This is a genomic window from Solimonas variicoloris DSM 15731, from assembly GCF_000382285.1.
Classification (GTDB): domain Bacteria; phylum Pseudomonadota; class Gammaproteobacteria; order Nevskiales; family Nevskiaceae; genus Solimonas; species Solimonas variicoloris.
Genome location: NZ_KB907925.1, coordinates 105,739 through 127,515 on the forward strand (window position 1 = coordinate 105,739; position 21,777 = coordinate 127,515).

Genomic DNA, 21,777 nt, shown 5'->3' on the forward strand with positions numbered 1-21,777 from the left:
CGCCAGCTGCGGGCGCAGGCACCCCGCCGCCGGCGGAGCAGGTTTCAGGACGGGACGCTGCAGACGCGCCGGGGCCAGCAGACCACACATCATCGCCTCAGCCCTTGGCCAGCCTGACCGCTTCCTTGAAGTCGAGGCTGCCTTCGTACAGCGCGCGGCCGATGACGGCGCCGACGACGCCGTCGTTCTCGATTTCCTTCAGGCGGCGGATGTCATCGAGACTGGAGACACCACCGGAAGCGAGCACCGGCGTCTTCAGCGCGCGCGCCAGCGCACTCGTCGACTCGGCGTTGAAGCCCTGCATCATGCCGTCGCGCGAGATGTCCGTGTAGATGATCGCCTCGACGCCGTCGCGCTCGCAGTGCACGGCGGTCTCGATGACGTCGTGGCCGGTGACCTTGGCCCAGCCGTTGAGCGCGACGCGGCCGTCCTTGGCATCGAGGCTGACGATGATGTGGCGCGGAAATTCGAGACACAGATCGTGCAGGAAGTGCGGCGTGTTGACCGCCTTGGTGCCGATGATGACGTACTGCACGCCGCCGTTCAGATAGCGCTGCACCGTCTCCTCGTCGCGGATGCCGCCGCCGATCTGCACCGGCACGTCAACCGCAGCGACGATCTCCTCGACGACCTTGAGATTGACCGGCGAGCCCTTGAAGGCGCCGTCGAGGTCGACGACGTGGATGCGCTCGGCACCCTCGTCAGCCCAACGCTTGGCGACCGACGCGGGGTCGGCCGAGAACACGGTGGCATCGTTCATCCGGCCCTGGCGCAAACGCACGCACTGGCCGCCCTTCAGGTCGATCGCGGGTATCAACAGCATGAGCTGCGGGTATGGTCAGGTGGAAGGACGGTTATTCGGGAACGCGTTTTGCGGGCGGTCGAGCGGTGCTGGCCGAGCGTGGATAAACGAAGAAACGATAAGGAGAAACCCTGACGTTGGCGACACTCTGCCTGAATCCGCGCAGCGCTGGCAAGCGCCGTCAGACGCAGGTCAGCAAGCCCTGTGCCCGTCGTCGGCGCCGCGCGCCGCCGACGCGGCGCCTAGGCCGGATCCCACTGCGTGAAGTTGGCCAGCAGGGTCATGCCGTAGTTCTGCGATTTTTCCGGGTGGAACTGGAAAGCCACGATATTGTCCCGGGCGATCGCCGAGGCGAACTCGTGGCCGTAGTCGGTGATGCCGAGCACGTGCTCCGGATTCGACGGCACGGCATGGTAGCTGTGCACGAAGTAGAACCAGGCGTTGTCCGGCACGCCCTGCCACATCGGGTGCTGGCGCACCTGGCGCACGCGGTTCCAGCCCATGTGCGGCACTTTCAGGCGGTTCGGCGAACCGTCCTCCGGCGGGTCCGGGAAGCGCGAGACGCGGCCGGGGAACAGGCCGAGCGCCGGCACGCCGCCGTTCTCGTCGCTCCACTCCAGCATCACCTGCATGCCGAGGCAGATGCCGAGCATCGGCTTGCTGCGCGCCGCCTCGACCACGAGCTGGTTCAGCTCGAGGCGCTGCAGTTCCTTCATGCACTCGCGCACGCCGCCGACGCCGGGCAGCACGAGGCGGTCGCACTTGAGCAATTCCTCGGGGTCGTAACTGATGACGACACGGCCGCTGCCGGCAACGCGCTCGAGCGCCTTGCCGAGCGAGTGCAGATTGCCCATGCCGTAGTCGATGATGCCGATCGCTGCCATGTTGCGAAGATCCGGTGGCGCGGCGTCAGGCGGCGCGAACGCGCGCCAAAGACGAAAGAAGGGTCACGGCTACAGGCTGCCTTTGGTCGAGGGCATGACGTCGCCGAGGCGCTCGTCGCGGCTGGCGGCCGCGCGCAGCGCACGGCCGAAGGCCTTGAACACCGTCTCGATGATGTGATGTGCGTTGCGGCCACGCAGGCTGTCGATGTGCAGCGTGACCTTGGCGTGATTGACGAAGCCCTGGAAGAACTCGCGGAACAGATCGACGTCGAACTCGCCGATGCGCGCGCGCGGGAACTCGACGAAGTATTCGAGCCCCGGCCGGCCGGACAGGTCGACGACGACGCGCGACAGCGCTTCGTCGAGCGGCACATAGCTGTGGCCGTAGCGGACCAGGCCCTTCTTGTCGCCGAGTGCGCGATCGAAGGCCTGACCGAGCGTGATGCCGATGTCCTCGACCGTGTGGTGGTCGTCGATGTCGCGATCGCCCTTGGCTTCGACGACCAGATCGATCAGGCCGTGGCGCGCCACCTGATCCAGCATGTGATCGAGGAACGGCACGCCGGTCGCGAAACGCGAGGCGCCGGTTCCGTCGAGGTTCAGCTCCACGCGGATCTGGGTCTCGCGGGTATTGCGTTCGATGCTGGCGGTGCGGGCAGCCATGTGGCTGAACTGGCAAAAATGGTCGCAAAGAATACTCCGGCGCTGGGTAAATTTGAATCAGCGGCACGGCCGCCGGCGGGCGCCGCCGGCGCGATCTCGGCGCACCGGCCCGCGGCGCGCGAAACCACCGCCCCGGGCGCCGTCGCGCCGGTCCGTGGCGCGCTGTCGCGTCCGCGGCCCGGCATCCCGGGAGCGGGGCGCTCGCCGCGGGCGCCGGCTTGGCCGACAATGCGCCCATGCCGCTGCCTCTTTCGATCCTCGATCTGGCGCCGGTCGTCGACGGCACACCCGCCGCCGTCTCGATCCGCCGCACCGTCGACCTCGCCCGGCTCGCCGAGCGCCTGGGCTTCCGGCGCCTGTGGTACGCCGAGCATCACGCGATGCCGAGCGTCGCCAGTTCGGCGCCGGAGCTGCTGATCGCGCATAGCGCCGCCGCCACCACCACGCTGCGCCTCGGCTCCGGCGGCATCATGCTGCCGAACCATGCGCCGCTGCGCGTCGCCGAGATGTTCCAGACGCTCGAAGCGCTCTATCCGGGCCGCATCGATCTCGGCCTCGGCCGCGCGCCCGGCGGCGTCCCCGGCGTGACGCGCGCGCTGCGCGCCGGGCGCGGCGAGCTGTTCCCGCAGATGTTCGACGAGCTGATGGCGCGCTCGCGCGGCGGCACGGCCGGCGATCCGGATGGGGTGCATGCCGAGCCGGGCGGCGTCGCGCTGCCGCCGGTGTGGCTGCTCGGTTCGAGCGGCGCGAGCGCGCGCATGGCCGGCGAGGCCGGTTCAGGCTACGGCTTCGCCGCGCATTTCTCGCCGGCGCCGGCGGCGCCGGCGATGCTCGCCTACCGCGAAGCCTTCCGTCCGTCGGAGCACTTCAAGACGCCACACGCGATCCTCGGCGTCGCCGTGGTCTGCGCCGACAGCGAGGATCTCGCCCGCGAGCGCGCGTCGACGATGGAACTGGCCTGGCTGCGCATCCAGAGCGGCCGGTTCCTGCCGCTGCCGAGCCCGGCCGAGGCGCTCACCTACCCATACAACGCATACGAACAGGCGGCACTGCGCGAATGGCGCGCGCGCACGGTCGTCGGCACGCCGGCACAGGTGCGCGAGCGCCTGCTGGCGCTGGCCGGCGAAACGCGCGCCGACGAGATCATGATCGTCTGCAATCTCCACAATCACGCCGCGCGGCTGCGCTCGCACGAACTCGTCGCCGAGGCGATGGCGCGCTGAAGCGCCGCCCGCGCGCTGCCCGCGCGCAGCGGCGCCCGTCTTGCGCTGCGCGGTCTTGGCCATGCGTTGCACCGGCATCGCCAGACGCTGCGACGCCGGCTTCGCGTGCTGCGCGGCCTTTCGCGGCGGCGCCCATCCCGCGGATGACTTGCGGACGGAGGCGCCGCCGCGTCCCGTCCGTCGCCTTCTTCCTGTGCGGCCCGATGGATCGTCGCTGCAATCGGGCCGGCGTCTGCTGCTGCCAGCTCCGTGCGCGAAGGGCGACGAAGCGCTGCACGCCCGTCCGGCCGCCGCAGCGCGCGACTACAATCGCCGCGGCTGCGGGGCACCGACGCGGGACACGACGCCGGCGCGCAGCCCAGAACCACATCTTTTCCGAGGAGAATCCGTGACCGACCTGCTCGCGCAGCCGCTGGCGCTGCCCTGCGGCGCCCGCCTGCCGAACCGCCTGTGCAAGGCGGCGATGACCGAAGGCCTCGCCGATCCGCAGCTGCGTCCGACCGAGCGCCACGTCGCGCTGTACCGGCGCTGGGCCGAGGGCGGCGCCGGCCTGCTGCTCACCGGCAACGTGCAGATCGACCGCCGCGTGCTCGAGCGCCCGGCCAATGTCGCGCTCGACCCGGCGCCGCCGGACGCCGAGACGCTGCGCCGCCTGCGCGCCTGGAGCCGCGCCGGCACCAGCGCCGGCAACCACCTGTGGATGCAGATCTCGCACGCCGGCCGGCAGTCGCCGTGGTACGTGACGCGCGAGCCGCTGGCGCCGTCGCCGGTGCAGCTCAAGCTGCTCGCCAACTACGCCAAACCCCGCGCGCTGCGCGAGGAGGAGATCCTCGACTTCATCCAGCGTTACGCGCGCGTCGCCGCGACCGCGCGCGAGGCCGGTTTCACCGGCGTGCAGATCCACGCCGCGCACGGCTATCTGCTGAGCTCGTTCCTGTCGCCGGTGACGAACCGGCGCACGGATGCCTGGGGCGGTTCGCTCGAGAACCGCGCGCGCATGCTGATCGAGACAATCCGCGCGACGCGCAAGGCGGTCGGCGCCGACTTCCCGGTGTCGGTCAAACTCAACTCCGACGACTTCCGCAAGGGCGGCTTCACGCACGAGGAATGCCTGCAGGTGGTGCGCTGGCTCAACGACGAGCGCCTCGACCTGCTCGAACTGTCCGGCGGCACCTACGAACAGCCGCGTTTGCTCGGCTACGCCGGCAAGGACGCCGACGCCACGCCGCAACGCGCGAGCACGCGCCAGCGCGAGGCCTATTTCCTCGACTACGCCACTGATGTGCGCCGGATCGCGACCATGCCGCTGATGGTGACCGGCGGTTTTCGCACGCGCGCCGGCATCGAAGAAGCGCTGGGCGGCGGCGCAGTCGACGTCGTCGGCCTCGGCCGTCCGCTGTGCGGCGAGCCGGATCTGCCGAAGCGCCTGCTCGCGCGACAGATCGACGCGCTGCCGCGCTACGAGAAGCGCATGCAGCTCGGCCCCGGCATCCTCGGGCCGACGACCAAGGTCTTCCTGTTCCGCCTGATCAACGTCTTCGGCCAGCAGGGCTGGTATTACCTGCAGCTGTACCGGCTCGCCGACGGTCTCGGCCCGAATCTGAAGCTCGGCGTGTTCGGCGCGTTCTGGCGCTATCTCGCCGACGAGTATCGGCAGGCCTGGCGGATGCACCGCGCGCGGCGCCATTCCTAGCGCGTCGTCCGTCGGGCGGGTCGTCGTCACCATGACCCCGCCCGGCGGACCGTTGCCGTCGCAGCGGCGGCGCTGGCCTTTTTAGTTCAGCGCCGTCGGCACCGCGAGCCGGAACGGGCTGATGCGCGCGTCGAAGGTTTCGCGCGTGTCGGGCACCACCATGTTGAACTCGCCGTGCATGGTGCCGACCGGCGTCGTCAGCGGACAGCCGCTCGTGTACTGGAACTCCTCGCCCGGCGCGAGCACCGGCTGGTAGCCGACCACGCCGGGACCACGCACGTCCTCGACATGGCCCTCGCCGTCGGTGATGACCCAGTGCCGCGACAGCAGCTGCACGGTCTGCTCGCCTTCGTTGCGGATCGTGATGTGGTACGCGAACAGGTACTGGCTGCGGTCGGGGTCCGACTGCTCGGCGACGAAGCGCGGCTGCACGATGATGCGGATGCCTCGGGTCACGGTGTCCGACATCGCCCTGCTCCTTTGCCGGTCAGTACATGCCGGTCGCGAGCCTGGCCGCTTCCGACATCATCGACTGGTTCCACGGCGGATCGAAGACCAGCTCGACGTCGGTCTCGGCGATCGTCGGGATCTGCTCGATCTTGCTCTTGACGTCGGCGACCAGGATGTCGCCCATGCCGCAGCCCGGCGCGGTCAGCGTCATGCGCACGCGCGCGCGGCGGCGGCCGGGTTCGAGGGTCTCGACCTTGCACTCGTAGACCAGGCCCAGCTCGACGATATCGACCGGGATCTCGGGGTCGTAGCAGGTCTTCAGCTGCGCCCAGACCGCCTGCTCGATCTCCTCGTCGCTGGCGTCGGCGGCGATCTCCGGCGCGCGCACCACTTCCTGGCCGATGGCATCGGCGTCCTTGCCCTCGAGGCGGAACAGGTGCCCCTCGACCTGCACGGTGAAGCTGCCGCCGAGCGCCTGCGTGATCTGCGCGCGCGCGCCCTCCGGCAGCTCGACCTTGGTCCCCTGCGGGATCAGGATGCCGATGACGTCACGGGTCAGGGTGACGGGTTCGTGGAAGGCGCTCATGGATGGGTCAGGATCGCGCCCGGCGGCGCGACAAAAAACGGGATGGGCGATCTTAAACCAGCGCGCCGCGCGCTGCTGCCGGCGTGCGCCGCGTTCAGCTTCAGGCCGGCCGGCTCGCCTATGATCGGCGCGTTTGATCCCACCGCGAGACCCGAACAATGAAGAAGATCGCCTGGTTGCTGCCTGCCCTGCTGTTCGCCAGCGCCGCCGCATCCGCGGCCGACGCCCCGCCGCCGCGCCTGGTCGCCGTCAGCGGCCAGGGCGAGGTCAGCGTCGCCCCCGACCGCGCGCGTCTGAGCCTGGCCGCCGACGCGCTGCATCCGGATCTGAAGACCGCCGAGTCGCAGGTCAACGCCACCGTCCGCGCCTATCTGGCCGAGGCCAAGGCGCTCGGCGCCAAGGACGAGCAGATCTCGACCGCCGGCATCAGCCTCAACCCGGAGTACGTCTGGGACGACAAGCTGCATCAGCAGAAGCTGGTCGGCTACCGCGCGCGGCGCACGATCGAGGTCGTCGTCACCGATCTCGACAAACTCGGCGACTACGTGCTGCGCGCGACCAAGGCCGGCGTCAACCACGTCAGCCCGCCGCAGCTCGAATCGAGCCGCAGCGACGAACTGCAGCGCCAGGCGCTCGCCAAGGCGGCACAGGACGCCCAGGCCCGCGCCAAGCTGCTCGCCGACACGCTCGGCGTGAAGCTCGGCAGCGTACGCAGCGTCCGCGCCAACGACGAGGTACGGCCGATGCCGGTGATGTACAAGGCGGAGATGCGCGTCGCCGCCGCGCCGATGGCCGACGCCAGCGGCAACGAGCAGATCGGCTTCGCCGGCGGCGAGATCAAGTACAGCGCCTCGGTGTCCGCCGAGTTCGACCTCGCCGAGCGCTGAGCCCGGCCGCGGGCCCGGATGCGCGCGGCGCGCGCGTCCGAGCCCGTTTTATTTGCTCCGATAAAATTACGAAACCGCGCGTTCTCGCGCGGCCGGCACCGGCGCGGCCGAAGCCCCGGTGCGCGCGATCCCCTGCAATGCAATAATCCTGCGCTTTCCTCCCCGCGTTCGCTGAGGGGCCGAAAGTGGCCAGCCGCAAGAAAACCTCCCCGCCCGCCGCATCCCGCGCCGTCGTCGGCATCATCATGGGCTCCCGCTCCGACTGGGAGACGATGGCGCATGCGGCGCAAACGCTCGAAGATCTCGGCGTGCCGTACGAGGCGCGCGTGGTCTCGGCGCATCGCACCCCCGACCTGCTGTTCGAATACGCCGAACAAGCGAGCGGCCGCGGCCTGCGCGTGATCATCGCCGGCGCCGGCGGCGCCGCGCACCTGCCGGGCATGTGTGCCGCCAAGACCGCGCTGCCGGTGCTCGGCGTGCCGGTGCAGAGCAAGGCGCTCAACGGCCTCGACTCGCTGCTGTCGATCGTGCAGATGCCGGCCGGCATCCCGGTCGCGACGCTGGCGATCGGCAAGGCCGGCGCCACCAACGCCGCGCTGCTGGCGGCCGCGATCCTGGCCACCACCGACAAGCGCCTCGCGGCACGGCTCGACGCGTTCCGCAGCCGCCAGACCGCCAAAGTCCTCGACGACGAACCGCTGAAGCTGCCCGCATGAAAATCGGCATCCTAGGGGCCGGCCAGCTCGGCCGGATGCTGGCCCTGGCGGGCTATCCGCTCGATTTCGACTTCGTGTTCCTCGATCCGGCGACCGAAGCCTGCGCCGCGCCGCTCGGCGCGCACATCCACGCCGACTACGTCGACGAAAAGGCGCTCGCCGATTTCTGCGGCGCCGTCGACCTCGCCACCTACGAGTTCGAGAACGTGCCGGCGAAGACCGCCGAGTACGTCGCCGCGCGCATTCCGCTGCTGCCGGCGCCGGTCGCGCTGACCGTCGGCCAGGACCGCCTGTCGGAGAAGTCGCTGTTCGACAAGCTCGGCATCCCGGTGCCGCGCTACATGCCGGTGGCGACGCGCGAAGCGCTCGACCTCGCGGTGCGCAACATCGGCCTGCCGGCGGTGCTGAAGACGCGCCGTCTCGGCTACGACGGCAAGGGTCAGGCGGTGCTGAGAAAGCCCGAGGATCTCGACACCGCCTGGGCCAAGCTCGGCGGCCAGCCGCTGATCCTCGAAGCCTTCGTGCCGTTCGAGCGCGAAGTCTCCTGCCTCGCAGTGCGCGGCCGCGACGGCGAGATGCGCTTCTACCCGGTCGTCGAGAACATGCATCGCGACGGCATCCTGCGCACGGCGACGCCGCGGGCCAACGATCCGCTGCAGCGCCACGCCGAGGACTACGCGCGCCGCGTCTGCGAGCACCTCGGCTACGTCGGCGTGCTCGCCTTCGAGTTCTTCGTCGCCGCCGGCCCGAACGGCGGCCAGCTGCTCGCCAACGAAATCGCGCCGCGCGTGCACAACTCCGGGCACTGGACGATCGAGGGCGCGGTCTGCTCGCAGTTCGAGAACCATCTGCGCGCGATCGCCGGCCTGCCGCTCGGCTCGACCGCGCTGCGCGGCCCGAGCGTGATGGTGAACTTCATCGGCGACGCGCCGAAGAACGCCGCGCTGGCGGCGATTCCCGGCGTGCATATCCATCACTACGGCAAGACGCCGAAGCCGCAGCGCAAGGTCGGCCATGCGACGGTGACGGCGACCAGCGACACGGAACTCGCCGAGCGCCTCGCCGAGCTGCAGGCGCTGGTCGCCGCGATCGAGGGCTGAAGCGGCGCGAAGCCGCGCTCACTCGCTGAACGGACGCCGCTCGCCGGCATAGGCGATCGACACGCAGCCGGCGCCGATGCTGACCGCCGAGGCCGCCGACATCATGCTCTCGAGCAGCTCGACGCCGTGCCGCGCCGCGGTTTCGCGCAGCGCGTCGTAGCCCGGCAGGCGCTGCAGCTCGGCGAGCTCGCCGCCGTAGCTGAGGACCACATGCGGCACGTACAGCGCGCCCTGCTCGATCTGCCGCGCCACCTGCGCGAACACGGCAGCGACCGCGCGCTCGTAGCCGCGCACGCGCGCCACCGGCTCGGTCTCGCCGCGGTAGGCGAGGATCACCGGCCGCAGGTCGAGCGCGGTGCCGATCGCATAACTGAGCCAGTCGACGCCGCGCTCGCCCTTCTTCTGCGCGCGGTGGTGCACGTAGTACAGATCGCCCGGCACGAGGTAGGTACAGACGTGGTCGCGCAGCGCGTCGAGATGGCGACGCAGCTCGAACGGCGTGATGCCGTCGCGCACGCGCTTGGCGGCTTCCGCGACCAGTACGCCGATGCCGGCCAGCACCGTGCGCGAATCGAGCACGCGCAGCACGAACGGGCCGCGCGCCGTCGGCTCCGACTGCGCGTCGGCGAGAATCGAGAACGAAGCCTTGGCGGCGCTCTCGAAGGTGCTGGCACGCGTCGCGTTGACGGTAATGCAGAACGCGTAGTCGCAGAACGGCACGATGCGCCGGCGCAGCAGCTCCCGCGTCTGCTCGACGCTGTAGGCGATGGTATCGGCATCGAAGTCGCGTTGTGCCAGCTGGCGCGCGTAGAAGCGCCGCGTCGCGCGCGGATCGCGGACGTCGTCGAACTGCTCGTCGCCGAGCTGGATCGTCACCGGCAGGATGCCGATGTCGTGCGACTTGATGAACTCCGACGGCAGATCGCAGGTGGCGTCGGCGACCACGCCGATGCGCATGGACGGCTCCGGACCGGAAAGGATCCGATTATGCGAGCCGGCGCCGCGCCATCGTCGGCCAGCTGACGAACGTGGCGATCCGACCGCCCGGCATCGCCGCCGGCGCCGGCGCGTAGAGAATCGTTACATCGCCGCCGGACGCGGCGCCTGCACGGCCGGACGGCCGCCAAGCAGGCGGTCGAGGCGGGCGTCCTTGCGCGTCCAGACGGTGTTGATCCAGCCCTGGAAGCGGGCACGGAATTCGGCGTCGTTTTCGTAGTCGCCGTGCATCAGCTCGGCCGGGATCGGCAGCACGTCGACATGGATGTCCATCTGATCCTGCTCGCCGCAGCACCAGCTCCACAGCAGAGGCTTGCGGGTCGGCCGGTAGGCGATGGTGACGTCGATGACGCCGGCGAACTGCTCGCCCATCGCATTGAGCGTGAACGACATGCCACCGGCCTTCGGCCGCAGCAGATGGCGGTACGGCGAGCGCTTGGCGACGCGCTTGGCCTCGGTGAAGCGCGTGCCTTCGAGGAAATTGATGACCGTGACCGGCTCGCTGCGGTAAAGCTCGCAGGCGCGGCGCGTCGCTTCGAGATCCTTGCCCTTCAGCTCCGGCTGCGCGGCGAGCTGGGCCGGGCTGTAGCGGCGCATGAACGGAAAATCCATCGCCCAGCAGGCCAGGCCGATGACCGGCACATACAGCAGTTCGTGCTTGAGGAAGAAGCGCGGAAACGGCACGCGCCCGTGCAGGATGTCGAACAGCAGCAGGATGTCCGCCCACGACTGGTGGTTGGCGATCAGCAGGTAGTTGGCGCGCGGATCGAGCGGCGTGCGCACGTCGACCTCCCACTGCACGGCGTGCAGCAGGCGCAGGATGATCTTGTTGTTCGACGCCCAGTTGGTCGCCACCCACACGCACCAGTGGCTGCAGGCGCGCTGCAGCGGGCGGTACGGCAGCAGCTTGAGGAGGATCGCCGGCAGCAGCAGCAGGAACGCGGCGACCGTCGTCAGCAGGAGCGCCACCGCGGTGATGCCGCCGACCACGCTGGGGGGAAAGATCACCGAAAGCACGCGATACCTCCTCGGGAAAGCCCGGCGCCGGCACCCGCGCGCCGGCGCCGCACATCAGTCGGCGCGATGGTACGCGGGACTCAGACGGCGCACCGCCTCGATCATCGCCGCCGCGTGCTCCGGCGGCGTCGTCGGCAGGATGCCGTGGCCGAGATTGAAGACGTGGCCGGGGCCCGGGCCGTAGCTCGCCAGCGTGCGCGCCACCGCCGCCTCGATCTTCGCCGGGCCGGCAAACAGCCAGGCCGGATCGAGATTGCCCTGCAGCGCGACGCGGCCGCCGACGCGCGCGCGCGCCGCGCCGAGATCGGTGGTCCAGTCCAGGCCCAGCGCGTCGCAGCCGGTATCGGCCATCGCTTCGAGATGCTGGCCGCCGTTCTTGGTGAACAGGATCACAGGCACCTCGGGCGCGACGCGCTTGAGGTGGGCGACGATCTTCGCCATCGGCTGCAGCGAGAAGCGCCGATAGTCCTCGGGCGCGAGCACGCCGCCCCAGGTGTCGAACACCATCAGCGCGTCGGCGCCGGCGGCGAGCTGCGCTTCCAGATAGAGGCTGACGGACGCCGCCAGCTTGGCGAGCAGGCTGTCGAGCAGCTCGGGCGCGTCGTAGCCCATGCGCTTGATCGTCACGAAGTCCGAACCGCCGGCGCCCTCGACCATGTAGGTCGCCAGCGTCCACGGGCTGCCGGAGAAACCGATCAGCGGCAGGCGGCTGCCGAGCGCGGCGCGGATCGTCGTCACCGCGTCCATCACGTAGCGCAGCTCGACGTTCGGGTCCGGTACCGGCAGCTGGGCGATCGCGCGTTCGTCGCGCACCGGGCGGTCGAAGACCGGACCCTCGCCCTCGACGAAGCGCAGGCCCAGGCCCATCGCGTCGGGAATCGTCAGGATGTCGGAGAACAGGATCGCGGCGTCGAGACCGAAGCGCGCCAGCGGCTGCAGCGTCACCTCGCAGCACAGCTCCGGATTGCGGCACAGCGCCATGAAGTCGCGCGCCTTCTTGCGGCTCTCGCGGTACTCCGGCAGATAGCGTCCGGCCTGGCGCATCATCCAGGTCGGCGTGTAGTCCACCGGCTGGCGCTTGAGCGCGCGCAGGAAGCGGTCGTTGTCCAGCGTGCGCGCGCTCATGCGCGGCCCGCTTCGGCGAGCGCCTGTGCGATCTCGGTCTGGATCTGCTGCGCCATCGCGCGCGGATCGGCGGCATCGCGAATCGGCCGGCCGATGACGAGATAGTCGGCGCCGGCCTTGATCGCCGCCGCCGGCGTCATGATGCGCTTCTGATCGGCCTCGACGCGGTTCTCGACCGGGCGGATGCCCGGCGTCACGCAGATCAGCTCGCGCGGCGCTTCGGCGCGCAGCTTCGCAACCTCCAGACCCGAGGACACCACGCCGTCGCAGCCGGCGGCCAGCGCCCGGCGCGCGCGCGACAGCACCAGCACAGCGACGTCGCACTGGAAACCGAGATCGTTCAGATCGCCCTGATCGAGGCTGGTCAGCGCCGTCACCGCGAGCACCTTGGTGGCGCCGGACTTGGCCTTGGCGGCCGCTTCCATGATCGACTGGTTGCCATGCACCGTGCAGAAATCGGCGCCGCGCTCGGACAGATTGCGCACGGCGCGCGCGACGGTCTCGGGAATGTCGAAGAACTTGAGGTCGACGAAGACCTTCTTGCCCTCGCCCTTGAGCGCGTCGAGCAGCTCGAAGAAACCCGGCGCCATCAAGAGCTCGAGGCCGATCTTGTAGAAGTGCACGGCGTCGCCGAGCCTGGCGACGAGCTGGCGGGCATCGGCGGCGGTCGGCACGTCGAGCGCGGCGATCAGGCGATCCTGCGCGGCAATCATGGGCAATCCGGGAGCGAACGGGAGAGACGAATTGTCGGCGCCCGCCAGTCCGGCGGCAACCGGCGCGACGCGCGGACGGTTAGCCGCGCGCGGCAATCGCCGTGGCGAAGGCCGCCAGCGCGGCGCGCAAAGGCGTCGCGAATGCCGGCTCGGCGACGATCGCGGCGCCGTCGCGGGTGCCGCCGAGCAGCGGCAGGCTCAGGCCGGCGGCGTCGACGACGATCCCCGACATGGTGCGCAGCGTTTCGGCGAGCTGCGCCGGCGCGAACTCGGCGCGCGTCGTGGCGTTGAGCAGCGCGACCGGCTTGCCGACGAATTCCGGGCCGGCGACCAGCCAGTCGAGCGCGTTCTTCATCACGCCGGACACGCCGTGCGCGTATTCGGGGCTGGAGATCAGCAGGCCGTCGGCGGCGGCGACGGCGGCGCGCCACGCGCGCACCGATGCCGGCAACGCGTCCTCCAGATCCGGATTGAACGGCGGCAGCGCATCGAGCGGGTGGGACACCACGCGCACTCCCGGCGGCGCCAGCGCCGGCAGCGCATCGAGCAGCGCCCGGTTCGACGACTGCCGGCGCAGGCTGCCGCAGACCGCCAGCCAGCGCTGCGCGTTCATGGCCGGGGCTGCGCCAGCGCTTCGCGCAGCGCCTGCGGCGACGGCCGGCCGACCGCTTTCAGCTCCTGCGCGAACAGGGCGATGCGCCATTCCTCGAGCAGCCAGCGCGCCGGCTGCGCAAGATCCGGCAGCTTCTCGGCGAACGGCGCCAGCTGCTTGGTCAGATCCTCATCGCGTACCGGCTTCTGCGGCAGACGTTCGAGCCGCACCTGCAGCGCGCGCAGATAGAGCGCGACGCGCGGCCACTGCGCGTCCGGGATCGCCAGCACGAAGTCGGCGCCGAACAGGCTCGCCAGCTGCGCCTGCATGTCGGCGGCCGACAGCGGCCATTTGCTCTTGCAGGCGTCCAGCGTCTTGCGGATCGCCAGCGCCGCGTTGAGCCAGTTGACGAGGCTGTCGAGGCGCGCCTGCGCGTCGAGGCTGAACGCCGCGCGGCGTTCGAGCGCCGCCTGGAAATCGGCGCGCGTGCGCACCGGCTCGTCGAGCAGCCTGGCGTCGGCGGCGCGCGCGGCAAGCTGCAGCGCGATCTTCTCGACGTCGAGCTGGAACGGCACGGCCAGCAGCGCCAGCTTCAGGCGTGCGTTCTTGGCCAGATCGCGCAGGCGCTCGGGCATGCGCAGCAGCAGCAGCTGCCGCGTGCCGGCGCGATGCGCGGCGGCGGCGGCCTCGCGCGATTCGAACAGGCGCAGATCGACCTGGCCGTCGTGCGCGGCCAGCGCCGGATAGCCGCGCGCGCCGCCGGGCAGCGGCACCGATTCCGGCAGCGCGTCGAAATCCCAGTCGCCCAGCTTCTCGCGCGCCCACTGCTTGAGGGCGTCGTCGCGGCTCGCCGCCTGGTTCAGCGCGCGGCGGGCGTCGCCGCTGAAGCGGCCGCGCAGGCCGTCGAGCGTGTCGGCGACGCCGAGCACGGCGCCCTTGTCGTTCTCCAGCTGCAGACGCGGCCGCAGATAGGCTTCGAGCCGGTCCGGCGCGAAATCCGCAGGCTCCAGACGCACGCCGGTCATCGCCTGCAGCGCCGTGCACATCGCCGGCAGCAGCGCGCCGTCGTCCGGCGTCAGACGCGCGTTCAGGGCCTGCGCGTATTCGGCGGCCGGCATCACCTGCCGGCGCAGATGCTGCGGCAGCGTGCGGATCAGCGCTTCGAGCTTGGCGGCGCGCAGGCCCGGCACCAGCCACTCGAAGCGCTCGGCCGGCAGCTGATGAACCTGCGCGAGCGGGATGTGGAAGGTGACGCCGTCGTGTTCCTCGCCGGGCTCGTGCGAGTACGAAAGCTTGAGCGTGACGCCGCCGAGTTCCAGGCGGTCCGGGAACAGGCTTTCGACGTCGGCGTTGGCGCCCGGGCGCAGCGCGTCGGCCTCCGCCATCGTCAGCGCCTTCTGCGCCTGCGGCTCGCGCTTGAGCCAGCTGCGCAGCGCCGCCGCCGTGCAGACCTCGGGCGGCACGCGCGCGTCGTAGAACGCGTAGAACTGCTCGTCGCCGGCCATCAGGTCCGGGCGGCGCATCTTGGCTTCCTTGTCGCGGATCGCCTCGATCAGCTGCAGGTTGGCGTCGAGGAAGGCCGGCTTGCGCGGCAGATGGCCGCCGGCCAGCGCCTCGCGAATGAAGATCTCGCGCGCTTCGAGCGGATGCGTCGAGCCGTAGTGGCGTGCGCGCGTCAGCAGCGGCAGGCCGAGCAGGCTGACGTGCTCGGTCGCCGTCACCTCGCCGCGCTCGGCGTTCCACTGCGGATGCAGCAGCACGCGCTTGACCAGATGCGGCGCGACGCGCTCCAGCCAGTCCGGCTCGATCGCCGCATTGGTGCGTGCGTACAGCTGCGTGGTCTGCGCGAGCTGCGCACTCATCACCCATTGCGGCGGCTTCTTGATCAGCGCCGAACCCGGATGGATCTTGAAGCGGCGGTTGCGCGGGCCCTGGTACTCGTTCTTCTCCGGCAGCTTGTGGCCGATGTGATCGATCAAACCGGCCAGCAGCGCTTCATGGACCGGCACGTACAGCTCGTCGAGCGCTTCGTTGGTCCAGCGCGCGTCCGATGCCGGCCGGCCGCTTTCGTCGCTGGCCAGATCGCGGATCTGGCGATGCACCGCCTCCCATTCCTCCATGCGCAGGAAGGAGACGTAATGCTCGCGGCAGATGCGGCGCAGCTGGCGGTTGGAATGGCTCTCGCTCCAGTCGCGCCACTGCTGCCAGAGCTTGAGCAGCGTCAGGAAATCCGAGCGCGGATGCCGCCAGCTCGCATGCTTCTGCCGCGCCGCGTCCTGCGCCTCGGCCGGCACTTCGTGCGGATCCTGCACGGACATCGCCGCCGCCAGCACGAGGATCGCCTCGCGCGCGCTGCTGCCGCGGCCGGCGAGCGCGATGCGCGCGACGCGCGGATCGAGCGGCAGGCGCGCCAGCTCGCGGCCGACCGGCGTCAACTGGCGCGCCTCGTCGAGCGCGCCGAGCGTCTGCAGCACGCGGTAGGCGTCGGCGACGTGGCGGCTGTCCGGCGCGTCGACCCACGGAAAGTCCTCGACGTCGCCGAGGCCCAGCGCCGTCATGCTGAGAATCACGCCGGCCAGATTGGCACGGCGGATTTCCGGATCGGTGAACGGCGGCCGCGCCGCGAAATCGTCCTCGCCGTACAGGCGCACGCAGATGCCGGGGCCGAGGCGGCCGCAGCGGCCGGCGCGCTGATTGGCGGCGGCCTGCGAGACCGGCTCGATCTGCAGCTGCTGCACGCCGGTGCGCGGCGCGAAACGGTTGATGCGCGCGGTGCCGGTGTCGACGACATAGCGGATGCCGGGCACCGTCACCGAGGTTTCGGCGACGTTGGTCGCCAGCACGATGCGCGGCTGCTTGCCGGGCGAGAACACCGCGTCCTGCGCGTTCGCGGCCAGCCGCGAGTACAGCGGCAGCACCTCGGCGCGCTGGAAGCGGCCGCTCAGCACGCGCGCGGCGTCGCCGATCTCGCGCTCGCCGGGCAGGAACACCAGCACGTCGCCGTTCGGCCGGCCGCGCCAGAGATCGTCGATCGCCGAGGCGATCGCGCCTTCCTGATCGCCGTCGTCGGCCGGCGGCCGGTAGCGCATCTCGACCGGATAGGTGCGGCCCGAGACGAACAGCATCGGCGCGTCGTTGAAGTGCCGCGACAGCTTTTCCGGATCGAGCGTCGCCGAGGTGACGATCACTTTCAGGTCCGGCCGCTGCGGCAGGATGCGCTTGAGCCAGCCGAGCAGAAAGTCGATGTTGAGGCTGCGCTCGTGGGCCTCGTCGATGATGATGGTGTCGTAGGCGGTGAGCAGATGGTCGCGGCCCAGCTCGGCGAGCAGGATGCCGTCGGTCATCAGCTTGACCAGCGAGCGCTCGGAGACGCGGCGATCGAAGCGCGTCTCGTAGCCGACCAGCTCGCCGAGCCGCGTATCGAGCTCGCTGGCGATGCGATTGGCGACGCTGCGCGCCGCCAGACGCCGCGGCTGCGTATGGCCGATCAGGCCGCGCGCGCCGCGGCCCAGCTCCAGGCACAGCTTCGGCAGCTGCGTGGTCTTGCCCGACCCGGTCTCGCCGCAGACGACGACGACCTGATGGTTGCGGATCGCCTCGCACAGCTCGTCCTTGGCCTGCACCACCGGCAGCTCGTCCGGATAACGGATCGAGAGCGGCCGCGCGCGCTGGCGGTTCTCGTAGCGCAGCCTGGCCTGCGCGACGTCGCGATCGAGCCGCGCCAGATCGATCTTGGCGCCGCGCCGCGCGCGTTCGAGCAGGCGCACGAAGCCGGCGTGGTCACGCGCCAGCAGCTCGTCGCGGGCGGCGTCCAGCGTCGCCCGCACGGCATCGAGAGTGGCCGCCGCGATGGTCATGGCTGGCGGTGCGGCCGATAGGCAGCGCGCGGGGGCTTGGGCACAATCCGGATCATCAGAGCAAATCTAAAAGACGGTGGCCGAACGCGCCGGCCGTCGCCCGGGGGAGCAGGGAATGGAGTGGTTGACGCATTGGCTTGACTGGCACGCGATCGCGGCGGACGTCCGGCAGCACTTCTGGATTTATCTTTCGCTGCCTTTCGTCAGCGCCATCATCGGCTACGTCACCAAGGTGGTGGCGATCCGCATGATGTTCCAGCCCATCGAATTCATCGGACTCAAGGCCCCGTACCTCGGCTGGCAGGGCATTATCCCGCGAAACGCGGCGAAGATGGCAGGCATCTCCGTCGACCTGATGACCTCGCAGCTGATCAGCGTGCGCGAAGTCTTCACCCGGCTCGATCCCGACCGCGTCGCCCGCGAGCTGGAGCCGGCGCTGATCGACGCGATGGACCGCATCACCCGCGACGTCGCCGAACGCTTCCAGCCCGGCCTGTGGAGCACGCTGCCGGAGTTCGTGCGGCGCCGCGTCGTGCAGCGCGTGCAGGGCGATCTGCCCGGCATGGTCGCCGGCATCATGCGCGACATCCATACCCACATCGAAGAGCTGTTCGACCTCAAGACCATGGTCGTCGGCAACCTCGTGCGCGACAAGAAGCTGCTCAACCGCATCTTCTGGGAAACCGGCCGCCAGGAGTTCAAGTTCTTCGGCACCGCCGGTTTCTACTTCGGCTTCGGCATCGGCATCGTGCAGATGATCTGCTGGGTCATCTGGAAACAGCCGTGGATGCTGCCGGCCTTCGGCCTGTTCGTCGGCTTCGCCAGCGACTGGCTCGCTCTGCAGATGCTGTTCCGCCCGCTACGGCCGCGCCGCGTGCTCGGGCTGACCGTGCAGGGCCTGTTCCTGCGCCGCCAGCAGGAAGTCGCGCACGACTACGGCAACCTGATCGCCGACCAGATCCTCACGCCGGACAAGGTCTGGGAGGCGGTGCTCAAGGGCCCGCTGTCGGACCGACTGTTCGAGCTGCTGCAGCACCACGTCAAGCAGGCCGTCGACGAACAGGCCGGCGCCGCGCGGCCGCTGGTGGCGATGCTGATCGGCTCACGCAAATACGCGGACATGAAAGTCGCCGTCGCCGAAAGCCTGATGCGCGAGCTGCCGCACGCCCTGCAGTCCATCAACCACTACGCCGAAGACGCGATGGACATCCGCAACACCCTCATCCGCAAGATGCAGGCCCTGAGCCCCGAGCAGTTCGAGGGCATGCTGCGGCCGGTGTTCAAGGAAGACGAGTGGGTCCTCATCACCGTCGGCGCCGTGCTGGGCTTCCTCGTCGGCGAGCTGCAGGTGTTCCTGATGGTGCATTAGTCCCGGCGAGCTGCGTCGCAAGCCCTCGACGCCGCCGCATGCACGGCTGCAACCTGCGCTTGCCGCGATCAGCGTTCCACTTCACCTACGGGCCTGCGGAGAGTCCGTCACCGCTTTACCGGAGGCACCCCAGCTACTCCAGCGCATAGCCGGATTCGCGCTGATGTCGTATCGACAAGATCAGTACGACGTCCTGCTCCTGCTCATGGCTATACAACGCGACATATCCAGACTTGCCGCGAGAAATCACAAGCTCTCTTAGCCCTTGCTCCGCGGAGCGCCCGATCAGCGGATGATTCTCAAGGACCTGGACGGCTTCGGCGATGAGATCAACCGTCTCCAGCGCTACGGCCGGCTCGGCCTGCAAGAGAAAGTCGGTGAGCCGGCCGAGATCGGCGAGCGCACGATCGGCATAGATTACGCGCGCCAAGCTTTTGCTCTGAGCTTCTTGGCGGACATGCCCTGCGCCCGAGCGCGCATGTACGCGTGCACTTCGTCGGCTGCGTACCCCTTTCCGGATTCAAGGGCTTCTTTCCTCGACGCAACAGCGTCCGCCACGAATTGCGCCCGCCGCTCCGCATTCGTGGCGGCGGCACGAATGGCGTCGACCATGAATGCATGCGGGGTAACGCCTTGTTGCTTTGCCGCTGCGACCGCCAGCTGTTTTACGTCTTCGGGAAGCTTCAAAGAGGTCGTGGACATTGCCAGGCACTCCGCAAATCAGGTGGCACCACGGTAACACCGGCGCGGCAATCGCGGCAAGCCGGCTCCATGCATGGCCCAGACCGCATGACATTCACCGTCATGGTACCGGCCTCGCAAAGGCCGTAACTCGGGTTAGCGAAGCGCCGGATCCGCATCGAACCGCCCGGGAAACAAAGCCGATAACCAGCGTGAGCGCGGCAAAAAGTTCGTTGCGAACGTGTGGCTCTCCCGGCGAGGATCTCCATGAAGGCTCCGCCTGCAACGCAGGCTCTCGACGACGCCAAACTTACGACGGCAACCACCTTCGTACGCCGCGATCAGCGTTTCACTTCACCTGCGGGCTTGCGGGAGGAGTCCATGTACGCCTCGTTAGGCCCGGGGCTTGAATAGAACGCGCTCAGCAAGCCAACCTCCCCGACCAATGCTGTACTCAGGCTTGAGAATGTACTCAGGGACACCGAATGGCCCAGGTGGAAACGGCCGCTCTGCCATGATGCGAAATGCTACAAAGTCTTCTTTTTTTATTTTCACGCTTTTCGGAACGAAAGTTTTAATCAGCGGAGGGAGTGGCGTTCCCGCAAGTTGAACTTCCGCCTCATCCATATCATCGCCACCCGATACGACGTTAATGATGAGGGCTGGAATTGCTGAGCCCATGACCGGCTTGCAGTCAAGATACTTACATGCATATTCGAATGCGTCGCTGGGAGACTTGAACCGCAATGGCATGTCTGGTGCGATTTCAGGCTTTTGCTTTCGCCACCAACTCATATAAAACCTCCTCTTTTCTTCGGCCTAGCGTTTGACATGAGCGGCGATGGAAGGGTTAGAGCGCGCCGCCGTGCACATAGCTTATGCCCAGGAACACAACGCATGCCGCACATAGAAGGCGCAGAGCGAAGACGAGAGGGATGCCGACAGATACGAGAGAAAGCCAATGCTCCCCGCGCCGCAGCATGGCCAGGAACACACCCCAAACTAGTGAAAACCCAACGAACGCAGCGGCAACAACCCCGAGCGTGGGCAGCCAAGGCAAGACAAAGAAGGACCAGATCGTTATGGCAATAATGCCGAGGTTGCTCAGCAACGTGATTGGAAGAGATAGCATGACCAAGGCGTTTGATGCGGGAGATATTGCAGTACTCTCGACCCGACCAACACCTGCTTTGTCAAGGCTCGACTGTACAACAGCGGTTGCGATGGCGATGAAAAGTGCAGCGTAGGTGATGTTCATGTGCGCTCTAGTCAGTATGATTTCCGTCGTCGCAGGCGCTGACCTCCGCGAGCGACTTCGACCTGCAGCGAATGGTTGTCTGCCAACGTCTAAACCCGCAACAGGCCGCGAAACCCTCTGGCCGCGTAGTACGACTGGGCGCCGTTGTGGTACACGAACACCGAGTCGTAGCGGCGATCACCGAACAGCGCGCCGCCGAGTTTCCTGATCTCCGGCGGCGTCACGATCCAGCTGGATGTCTTGGCATCGAAGCAGCCGAGTCTTTGCAGCTCGCGATACTGCGCCTCGGTCAGCAGTTCGATGCCCATGGCCGCCGCCATGTCCACGACGTTGCCGGCCGGCTTGTTCTCCTTTCTCGAGTCCAGCGCATCACGGTCGAAGCACAGGCTTCTGCGGCCGCTTGGACTTTCGGCGGAACAGTCACAGAAGATGACTTGCCCGGTGTTCTTGTCGTGGCCGATGACGTCCGGTTCACCGCCGGTCGCTTCCATCTCGTGAAGCGACTGCAGCTTCCCCGGATCTGCCGAAATCCGCGCCTGCACCCAAGACCAGTCGATGCCTTTGTGTCGGCCCACGTTCGTTTCGAAACGATCCTTGAGCGCGCAAATCAGCGCGTCACCTTGCTTCTTCGTCAGACCCATGGCGCATCGCCTCCAACTTCACCGGATGTTTTGAAGAACGCGTACGAAGACTTCCCGGCACTCGGCGCGGGCCCGCCGGAGGGGAGGCGGTCGACCTGAGCAGCTTACTGGGCGTTTATGCATCCGCTCCTTCGCGAAACGAACCGCCCTTGCCTAGATGGAACACGCTCAAGGACCACCTTGCCATCGGCCATGCGCCCGAACCAGCTTTGCCAGTGGTCTACTCGCGCTGCATCTGGGTAGCTCACTTTTAACTCAGTGGCAGACTGCCACGATAAATTCATGTCGTAGCCCTGCTTGAGAGTCAGGATCCGTGCGGGCGAGCTGACGCCGCGCTCGAATACAGCCACAGCCTCGTACTGCCAGCCCGCGGCGCCGCCGCCGAACTCCCGAAAGAACTCCGCCCTGAACTGACCTCCCGGCGCTTCGCAGCCAAAGAAGACCTCTCTTTCAGCTGCCCCCTTTCCACAGGCTGCCAGGAGAAGTGCGGACGACAATAGGAGCACACGCATTTTTTCCTTAAA

22 protein-coding genes are annotated in these 21,777 nt (G+C 68.6%); 6 read left to right on the top strand and 16 right to left on the bottom strand.

Annotated elements, in window-relative coordinates; translation table 11 throughout:
* Positions 1-97: 97 nt before the first annotated feature.
* From hisA to hisB, 3 genes are all read right to left on the bottom strand, one after another.
* Complete coding sequence (gene hisA, locus H149_RS0100585; protein WP_020647776.1) at positions 98-823, bottom strand: 1-(5-phosphoribosyl)-5-[(5-phosphoribosylamino)methylideneamino]imidazole-4-carboxamide isomerase; 726 nt, start codon at positions 821-823, stop codon at positions 98-100.
* A 221-nt stretch (positions 824-1,044) separates the two neighbouring features.
* The gene (gene hisH, locus H149_RS0100590) at positions 1,045-1,686 is read right to left on the bottom strand and encodes an imidazole glycerol phosphate synthase subunit HisH (RefSeq protein ID WP_020647777.1); all 642 of its coding nucleotides are present in this window, start codon (positions 1,684-1,686) and stop codon (positions 1,045-1,047) included.
* Between the two features lie 69 nt (positions 1,687-1,755).
* The gene (hisB, locus tag H149_RS0100595; RefSeq protein WP_020647778.1) at positions 1,756-2,349 is read right to left on the bottom strand and encodes an imidazoleglycerol-phosphate dehydratase HisB; all 594 of its coding nucleotides are present in this window, start codon (positions 2,347-2,349) and stop codon (positions 1,756-1,758) included.
* Positions 2,350-2,585: 236 nt separating this feature from the next.
* Here hisB and H149_RS0100600 point away from each other — a divergent pair, with 236 nt between their 5' ends.
* Both H149_RS0100600 and H149_RS0100605 read left to right on the top strand, forming a co-directional pair.
* Positions 2,586-3,572, top strand: coding sequence for an LLM class flavin-dependent oxidoreductase (locus H149_RS0100600; RefSeq protein WP_039747668.1), 987 nt, complete (start codon positions 2,586-2,588; stop codon positions 3,570-3,572).
* Between the two features lie 388 nt (positions 3,573-3,960).
* On the top strand, positions 3,961-5,265 hold the full coding sequence (locus H149_RS0100605) for an NADH:flavin oxidoreductase/NADH oxidase family protein (RefSeq protein ID WP_020647780.1): 1,305 nt from the start codon (positions 3,961-3,963) through the stop codon (positions 5,263-5,265).
* A gap of 81 nt (positions 5,266-5,346) precedes the next feature.
* Here the strand turns inward: H149_RS0100605 and apaG are convergent, their stop codons facing one another.
* Together apaG and sufT are read right to left on the bottom strand one after the other, a co-directional pair.
* On the bottom strand, positions 5,347-5,733 hold the full coding sequence (apaG, locus tag H149_RS0100610) for a Co2+/Mg2+ efflux facilitator ApaG/CorD (protein WP_020647781.1): 387 nt from the start codon (positions 5,731-5,733) through the stop codon (positions 5,347-5,349).
* Between the two features lie 19 nt (positions 5,734-5,752).
* Positions 5,753-6,301, bottom strand: coding sequence for a putative Fe-S cluster assembly protein SufT (gene sufT, locus H149_RS0100615; RefSeq protein ID WP_020647782.1), 549 nt, complete (start codon positions 6,299-6,301; stop codon positions 5,753-5,755).
* Between the two features lie 158 nt (positions 6,302-6,459).
* Here sufT and H149_RS0100620 point away from each other — a divergent pair, with 158 nt between their 5' ends.
* The 3 genes from H149_RS0100620 to H149_RS0100630 all read left to right on the top strand — a co-directional run bounded on the left by H149_RS0100620 (position 6,460) and on the right by H149_RS0100630 (position 9,004).
* Positions 6,460-7,188 carry an SIMPL domain-containing protein gene (locus tag H149_RS0100620; protein ID WP_020647783.1) on the top strand — a complete coding sequence of 243 codons (729 nt, stop codon included), beginning with the start codon at positions 6,460-6,462 and terminating at the stop codon, positions 7,186-7,188.
* A gap of 245 nt (positions 7,189-7,433) precedes the next feature.
* Positions 7,434-7,904 (top strand): 5-(carboxyamino)imidazole ribonucleotide mutase, encoded by a 471-nt coding sequence (purE, locus tag H149_RS0100625; protein ID WP_051101772.1) that lies wholly within the window; start codon positions 7,434-7,436, stop codon positions 7,902-7,904.
* Positions 7,901-9,004: a 5-(carboxyamino)imidazole ribonucleotide synthase gene (locus tag H149_RS0100630; RefSeq protein ID WP_026352725.1), complete on the top strand. Its 1,104-nt coding sequence runs from the start codon at positions 7,901-7,903 to the stop codon at positions 9,002-9,004. The genes purE and H149_RS0100630 overlap by 4 nt, the downstream gene beginning before the upstream one ends.
* Positions 9,005-9,022: 18 nt before the next feature.
* Here H149_RS0100630 and H149_RS0100635 read toward each other — a convergent pair whose 3' ends face one another.
* The 6 genes from H149_RS0100635 to hrpA form a co-directional block, all read right to left on the bottom strand.
* A complete protein-coding gene (locus H149_RS0100635; RefSeq protein WP_020647786.1) occupies positions 9,023-9,961 on the bottom strand; it encodes a DegV family protein in 939 nt (312 codons plus the stop codon).
* Between the two features lie 123 nt (positions 9,962-10,084).
* Positions 10,085-11,017 carry a 1-acylglycerol-3-phosphate O-acyltransferase, YihG family gene (gene yihG / locus H149_RS0100640; protein WP_154654577.1) on the bottom strand — a complete coding sequence of 311 codons (933 nt, stop codon included), beginning with the start codon at positions 11,015-11,017 and terminating at the stop codon, positions 10,085-10,087.
* Positions 11,018-11,071: 54 nt separating this feature from the next.
* Positions 11,072-12,142 (bottom strand): uroporphyrinogen decarboxylase, encoded by a 1,071-nt coding sequence (gene hemE / locus H149_RS0100645; protein ID WP_020647788.1) that lies wholly within the window; start codon positions 12,140-12,142, stop codon positions 11,072-11,074.
* Positions 12,139-12,855 (bottom strand): orotidine-5'-phosphate decarboxylase, encoded by a 717-nt coding sequence (gene pyrF / locus H149_RS0100650; RefSeq protein WP_020647789.1) that lies wholly within the window; start codon positions 12,853-12,855, stop codon positions 12,139-12,141. The genes hemE and pyrF overlap by 4 nt, the downstream gene beginning before the upstream one ends.
* A 79-nt stretch (positions 12,856-12,934) precedes the next feature.
* On the bottom strand, positions 12,935-13,468 hold the full coding sequence (locus H149_RS0100655) for an NADPH-dependent FMN reductase (protein ID WP_020647790.1): 534 nt from the start codon (positions 13,466-13,468) through the stop codon (positions 12,935-12,937).
* On the bottom strand, positions 13,465-17,304 hold the full coding sequence (gene hrpA, locus H149_RS0100660; RefSeq protein WP_020647791.1) for an ATP-dependent RNA helicase HrpA: 3,840 nt from the start codon (positions 17,302-17,304) through the stop codon (positions 13,465-13,467). The genes H149_RS0100655 and hrpA overlap by 4 nt, the downstream gene beginning before the upstream one ends.
* A 115-nt stretch (positions 17,305-17,419) precedes the next feature.
* Here hrpA and H149_RS0100665 point away from each other — a divergent pair, with 115 nt between their 5' ends.
* Positions 17,420-18,673: a DUF445 domain-containing protein gene (locus H149_RS0100665; RefSeq protein WP_020647792.1), complete on the top strand. Its 1,254-nt coding sequence runs from the start codon at positions 17,420-17,422 to the stop codon at positions 18,671-18,673.
* A 133-nt stretch (positions 18,674-18,806) separates the two neighbouring features.
* Here H149_RS0100665 and H149_RS0100670 read toward each other — a convergent pair whose 3' ends face one another.
* From H149_RS0100670 to H149_RS0100685, 5 genes are all read right to left on the bottom strand, one after another.
* Entirely contained in the window at positions 18,807-19,103 is a 297-nt protein-coding gene (locus tag H149_RS0100670) for a type II toxin-antitoxin system RelE/ParE family toxin (RefSeq protein WP_020647793.1), read from the bottom strand.
* The gene (locus H149_RS0100675; RefSeq protein ID WP_020647794.1) at positions 19,091-19,375 is read right to left on the bottom strand and encodes a hypothetical protein; all 285 of its coding nucleotides are present in this window, start codon (positions 19,373-19,375) and stop codon (positions 19,091-19,093) included. Before H149_RS0100675 ends, H149_RS0100670 begins: the two co-directional genes overlap by 13 nt.
* Positions 19,376-19,747: 372 nt before the next feature.
* Complete coding sequence (locus tag H149_RS22995) at positions 19,748-20,149, bottom strand: hypothetical protein (protein ID WP_154654578.1); 402 nt, start codon at positions 20,147-20,149, stop codon at positions 19,748-19,750.
* A gap of 55 nt (positions 20,150-20,204) precedes the next feature.
* Positions 20,205-20,612 carry a hypothetical protein gene (locus H149_RS0100680; RefSeq protein WP_154654579.1) on the bottom strand — a complete coding sequence of 136 codons (408 nt, stop codon included), beginning with the start codon at positions 20,610-20,612 and terminating at the stop codon, positions 20,205-20,207.
* 89 nt (positions 20,613-20,701) lie between these two features.
* Positions 20,702-21,253, bottom strand: coding sequence for a DUF4256 domain-containing protein (locus H149_RS0100685; RefSeq protein ID WP_020647796.1), 552 nt, complete (start codon positions 21,251-21,253; stop codon positions 20,702-20,704).
* Positions 21,254-21,777 lie beyond the last annotated feature (524 nt).

What these genes read in the sequence shown, in the direction of transcription:
- H149_RS0100655 (WP_020647790.1), bottom strand. Translation starts at nt 13,468, where the DNA reads ATGAACGCGCAGCGCTGGCTGGCGGTCTGCGGCAGCCTGCGCCGGCAG.
- H149_RS0100600 (WP_039747668.1), top strand. Translation starts at nt 2,586, where the DNA reads ATGCCGCTGCCTCTTTCGATCCTCGATCTGGCGCCGGTCGTCGACGGC.
- H149_RS0100685 (WP_020647796.1), bottom strand. Translation starts at nt 21,253, where the DNA reads ATGGGTCTGACGAAGAAGCAAGGTGACGCGCTGATTTGCGCGCTCAAG.
- pyrF (WP_020647789.1), bottom strand. Translation starts at nt 12,855, where the DNA reads ATGATTGCCGCGCAGGATCGCCTGATCGCCGCGCTCGACGTGCCGACC.
- H149_RS0100675 (WP_020647794.1), bottom strand. Translation starts at nt 19,375, where the DNA reads ATGTCCACGACCTCTTTGAAGCTTCCCGAAGACGTAAAACAGCTGGCG.
- hisB (WP_020647778.1), bottom strand. Translation starts at nt 2,349, where the DNA reads ATGGCTGCCCGCACCGCCAGCATCGAACGCAATACCCGCGAGACCCAG.
- H149_RS0100635 (WP_020647786.1), bottom strand. Translation starts at nt 9,961, where the DNA reads ATGCGCATCGGCGTGGTCGCCGACGCCACCTGCGATCTGCCGTCGGAG.
- hrpA (WP_020647791.1), bottom strand. Translation starts at nt 17,304, where the DNA reads ATGACCATCGCGGCGGCCACTCTCGATGCCGTGCGGGCGACGCTGGAC.
- H149_RS0100630 (WP_026352725.1), top strand. Translation starts at nt 7,901, where the DNA reads ATGAAAATCGGCATCCTAGGGGCCGGCCAGCTCGGCCGGATGCTGGCC.
- H149_RS0100665 (WP_020647792.1), top strand. Translation starts at nt 17,420, where the DNA reads ATGGAGTGGTTGACGCATTGGCTTGACTGGCACGCGATCGCGGCGGAC.
- purE (WP_051101772.1), top strand. Translation starts at nt 7,434, where the DNA reads ATGGGCTCCCGCTCCGACTGGGAGACGATGGCGCATGCGGCGCAAACG.
- apaG (WP_020647781.1), bottom strand. Translation starts at nt 5,733, where the DNA reads ATGTCGGACACCGTGACCCGAGGCATCCGCATCATCGTGCAGCCGCGC.
- H149_RS0100680 (WP_154654579.1), bottom strand. Translation starts at nt 20,612, where the DNA reads ATGAACATCACCTACGCTGCACTTTTCATCGCCATCGCAACCGCTGTT.
- hisA (WP_020647776.1), bottom strand. Translation starts at nt 823, where the DNA reads ATGCTGTTGATACCCGCGATCGACCTGAAGGGCGGCCAGTGCGTGCGT.
- sufT (WP_020647782.1), bottom strand. Translation starts at nt 6,301, where the DNA reads ATGAGCGCCTTCCACGAACCCGTCACCCTGACCCGTGACGTCATCGGC.
- H149_RS22995 (WP_154654578.1), bottom strand. Translation starts at nt 20,149, where the DNA reads ATGAGTTGGTGGCGAAAGCAAAAGCCTGAAATCGCACCAGACATGCCA.
- hemE (WP_020647788.1), bottom strand. Translation starts at nt 12,142, where the DNA reads ATGAGCGCGCGCACGCTGGACAACGACCGCTTCCTGCGCGCGCTCAAG.
- H149_RS0100620 (WP_020647783.1), top strand. Translation starts at nt 6,460, where the DNA reads ATGAAGAAGATCGCCTGGTTGCTGCCTGCCCTGCTGTTCGCCAGCGCC.
- hisH (WP_020647777.1), bottom strand. Translation starts at nt 1,686, where the DNA reads ATGGCAGCGATCGGCATCATCGACTACGGCATGGGCAATCTGCACTCG.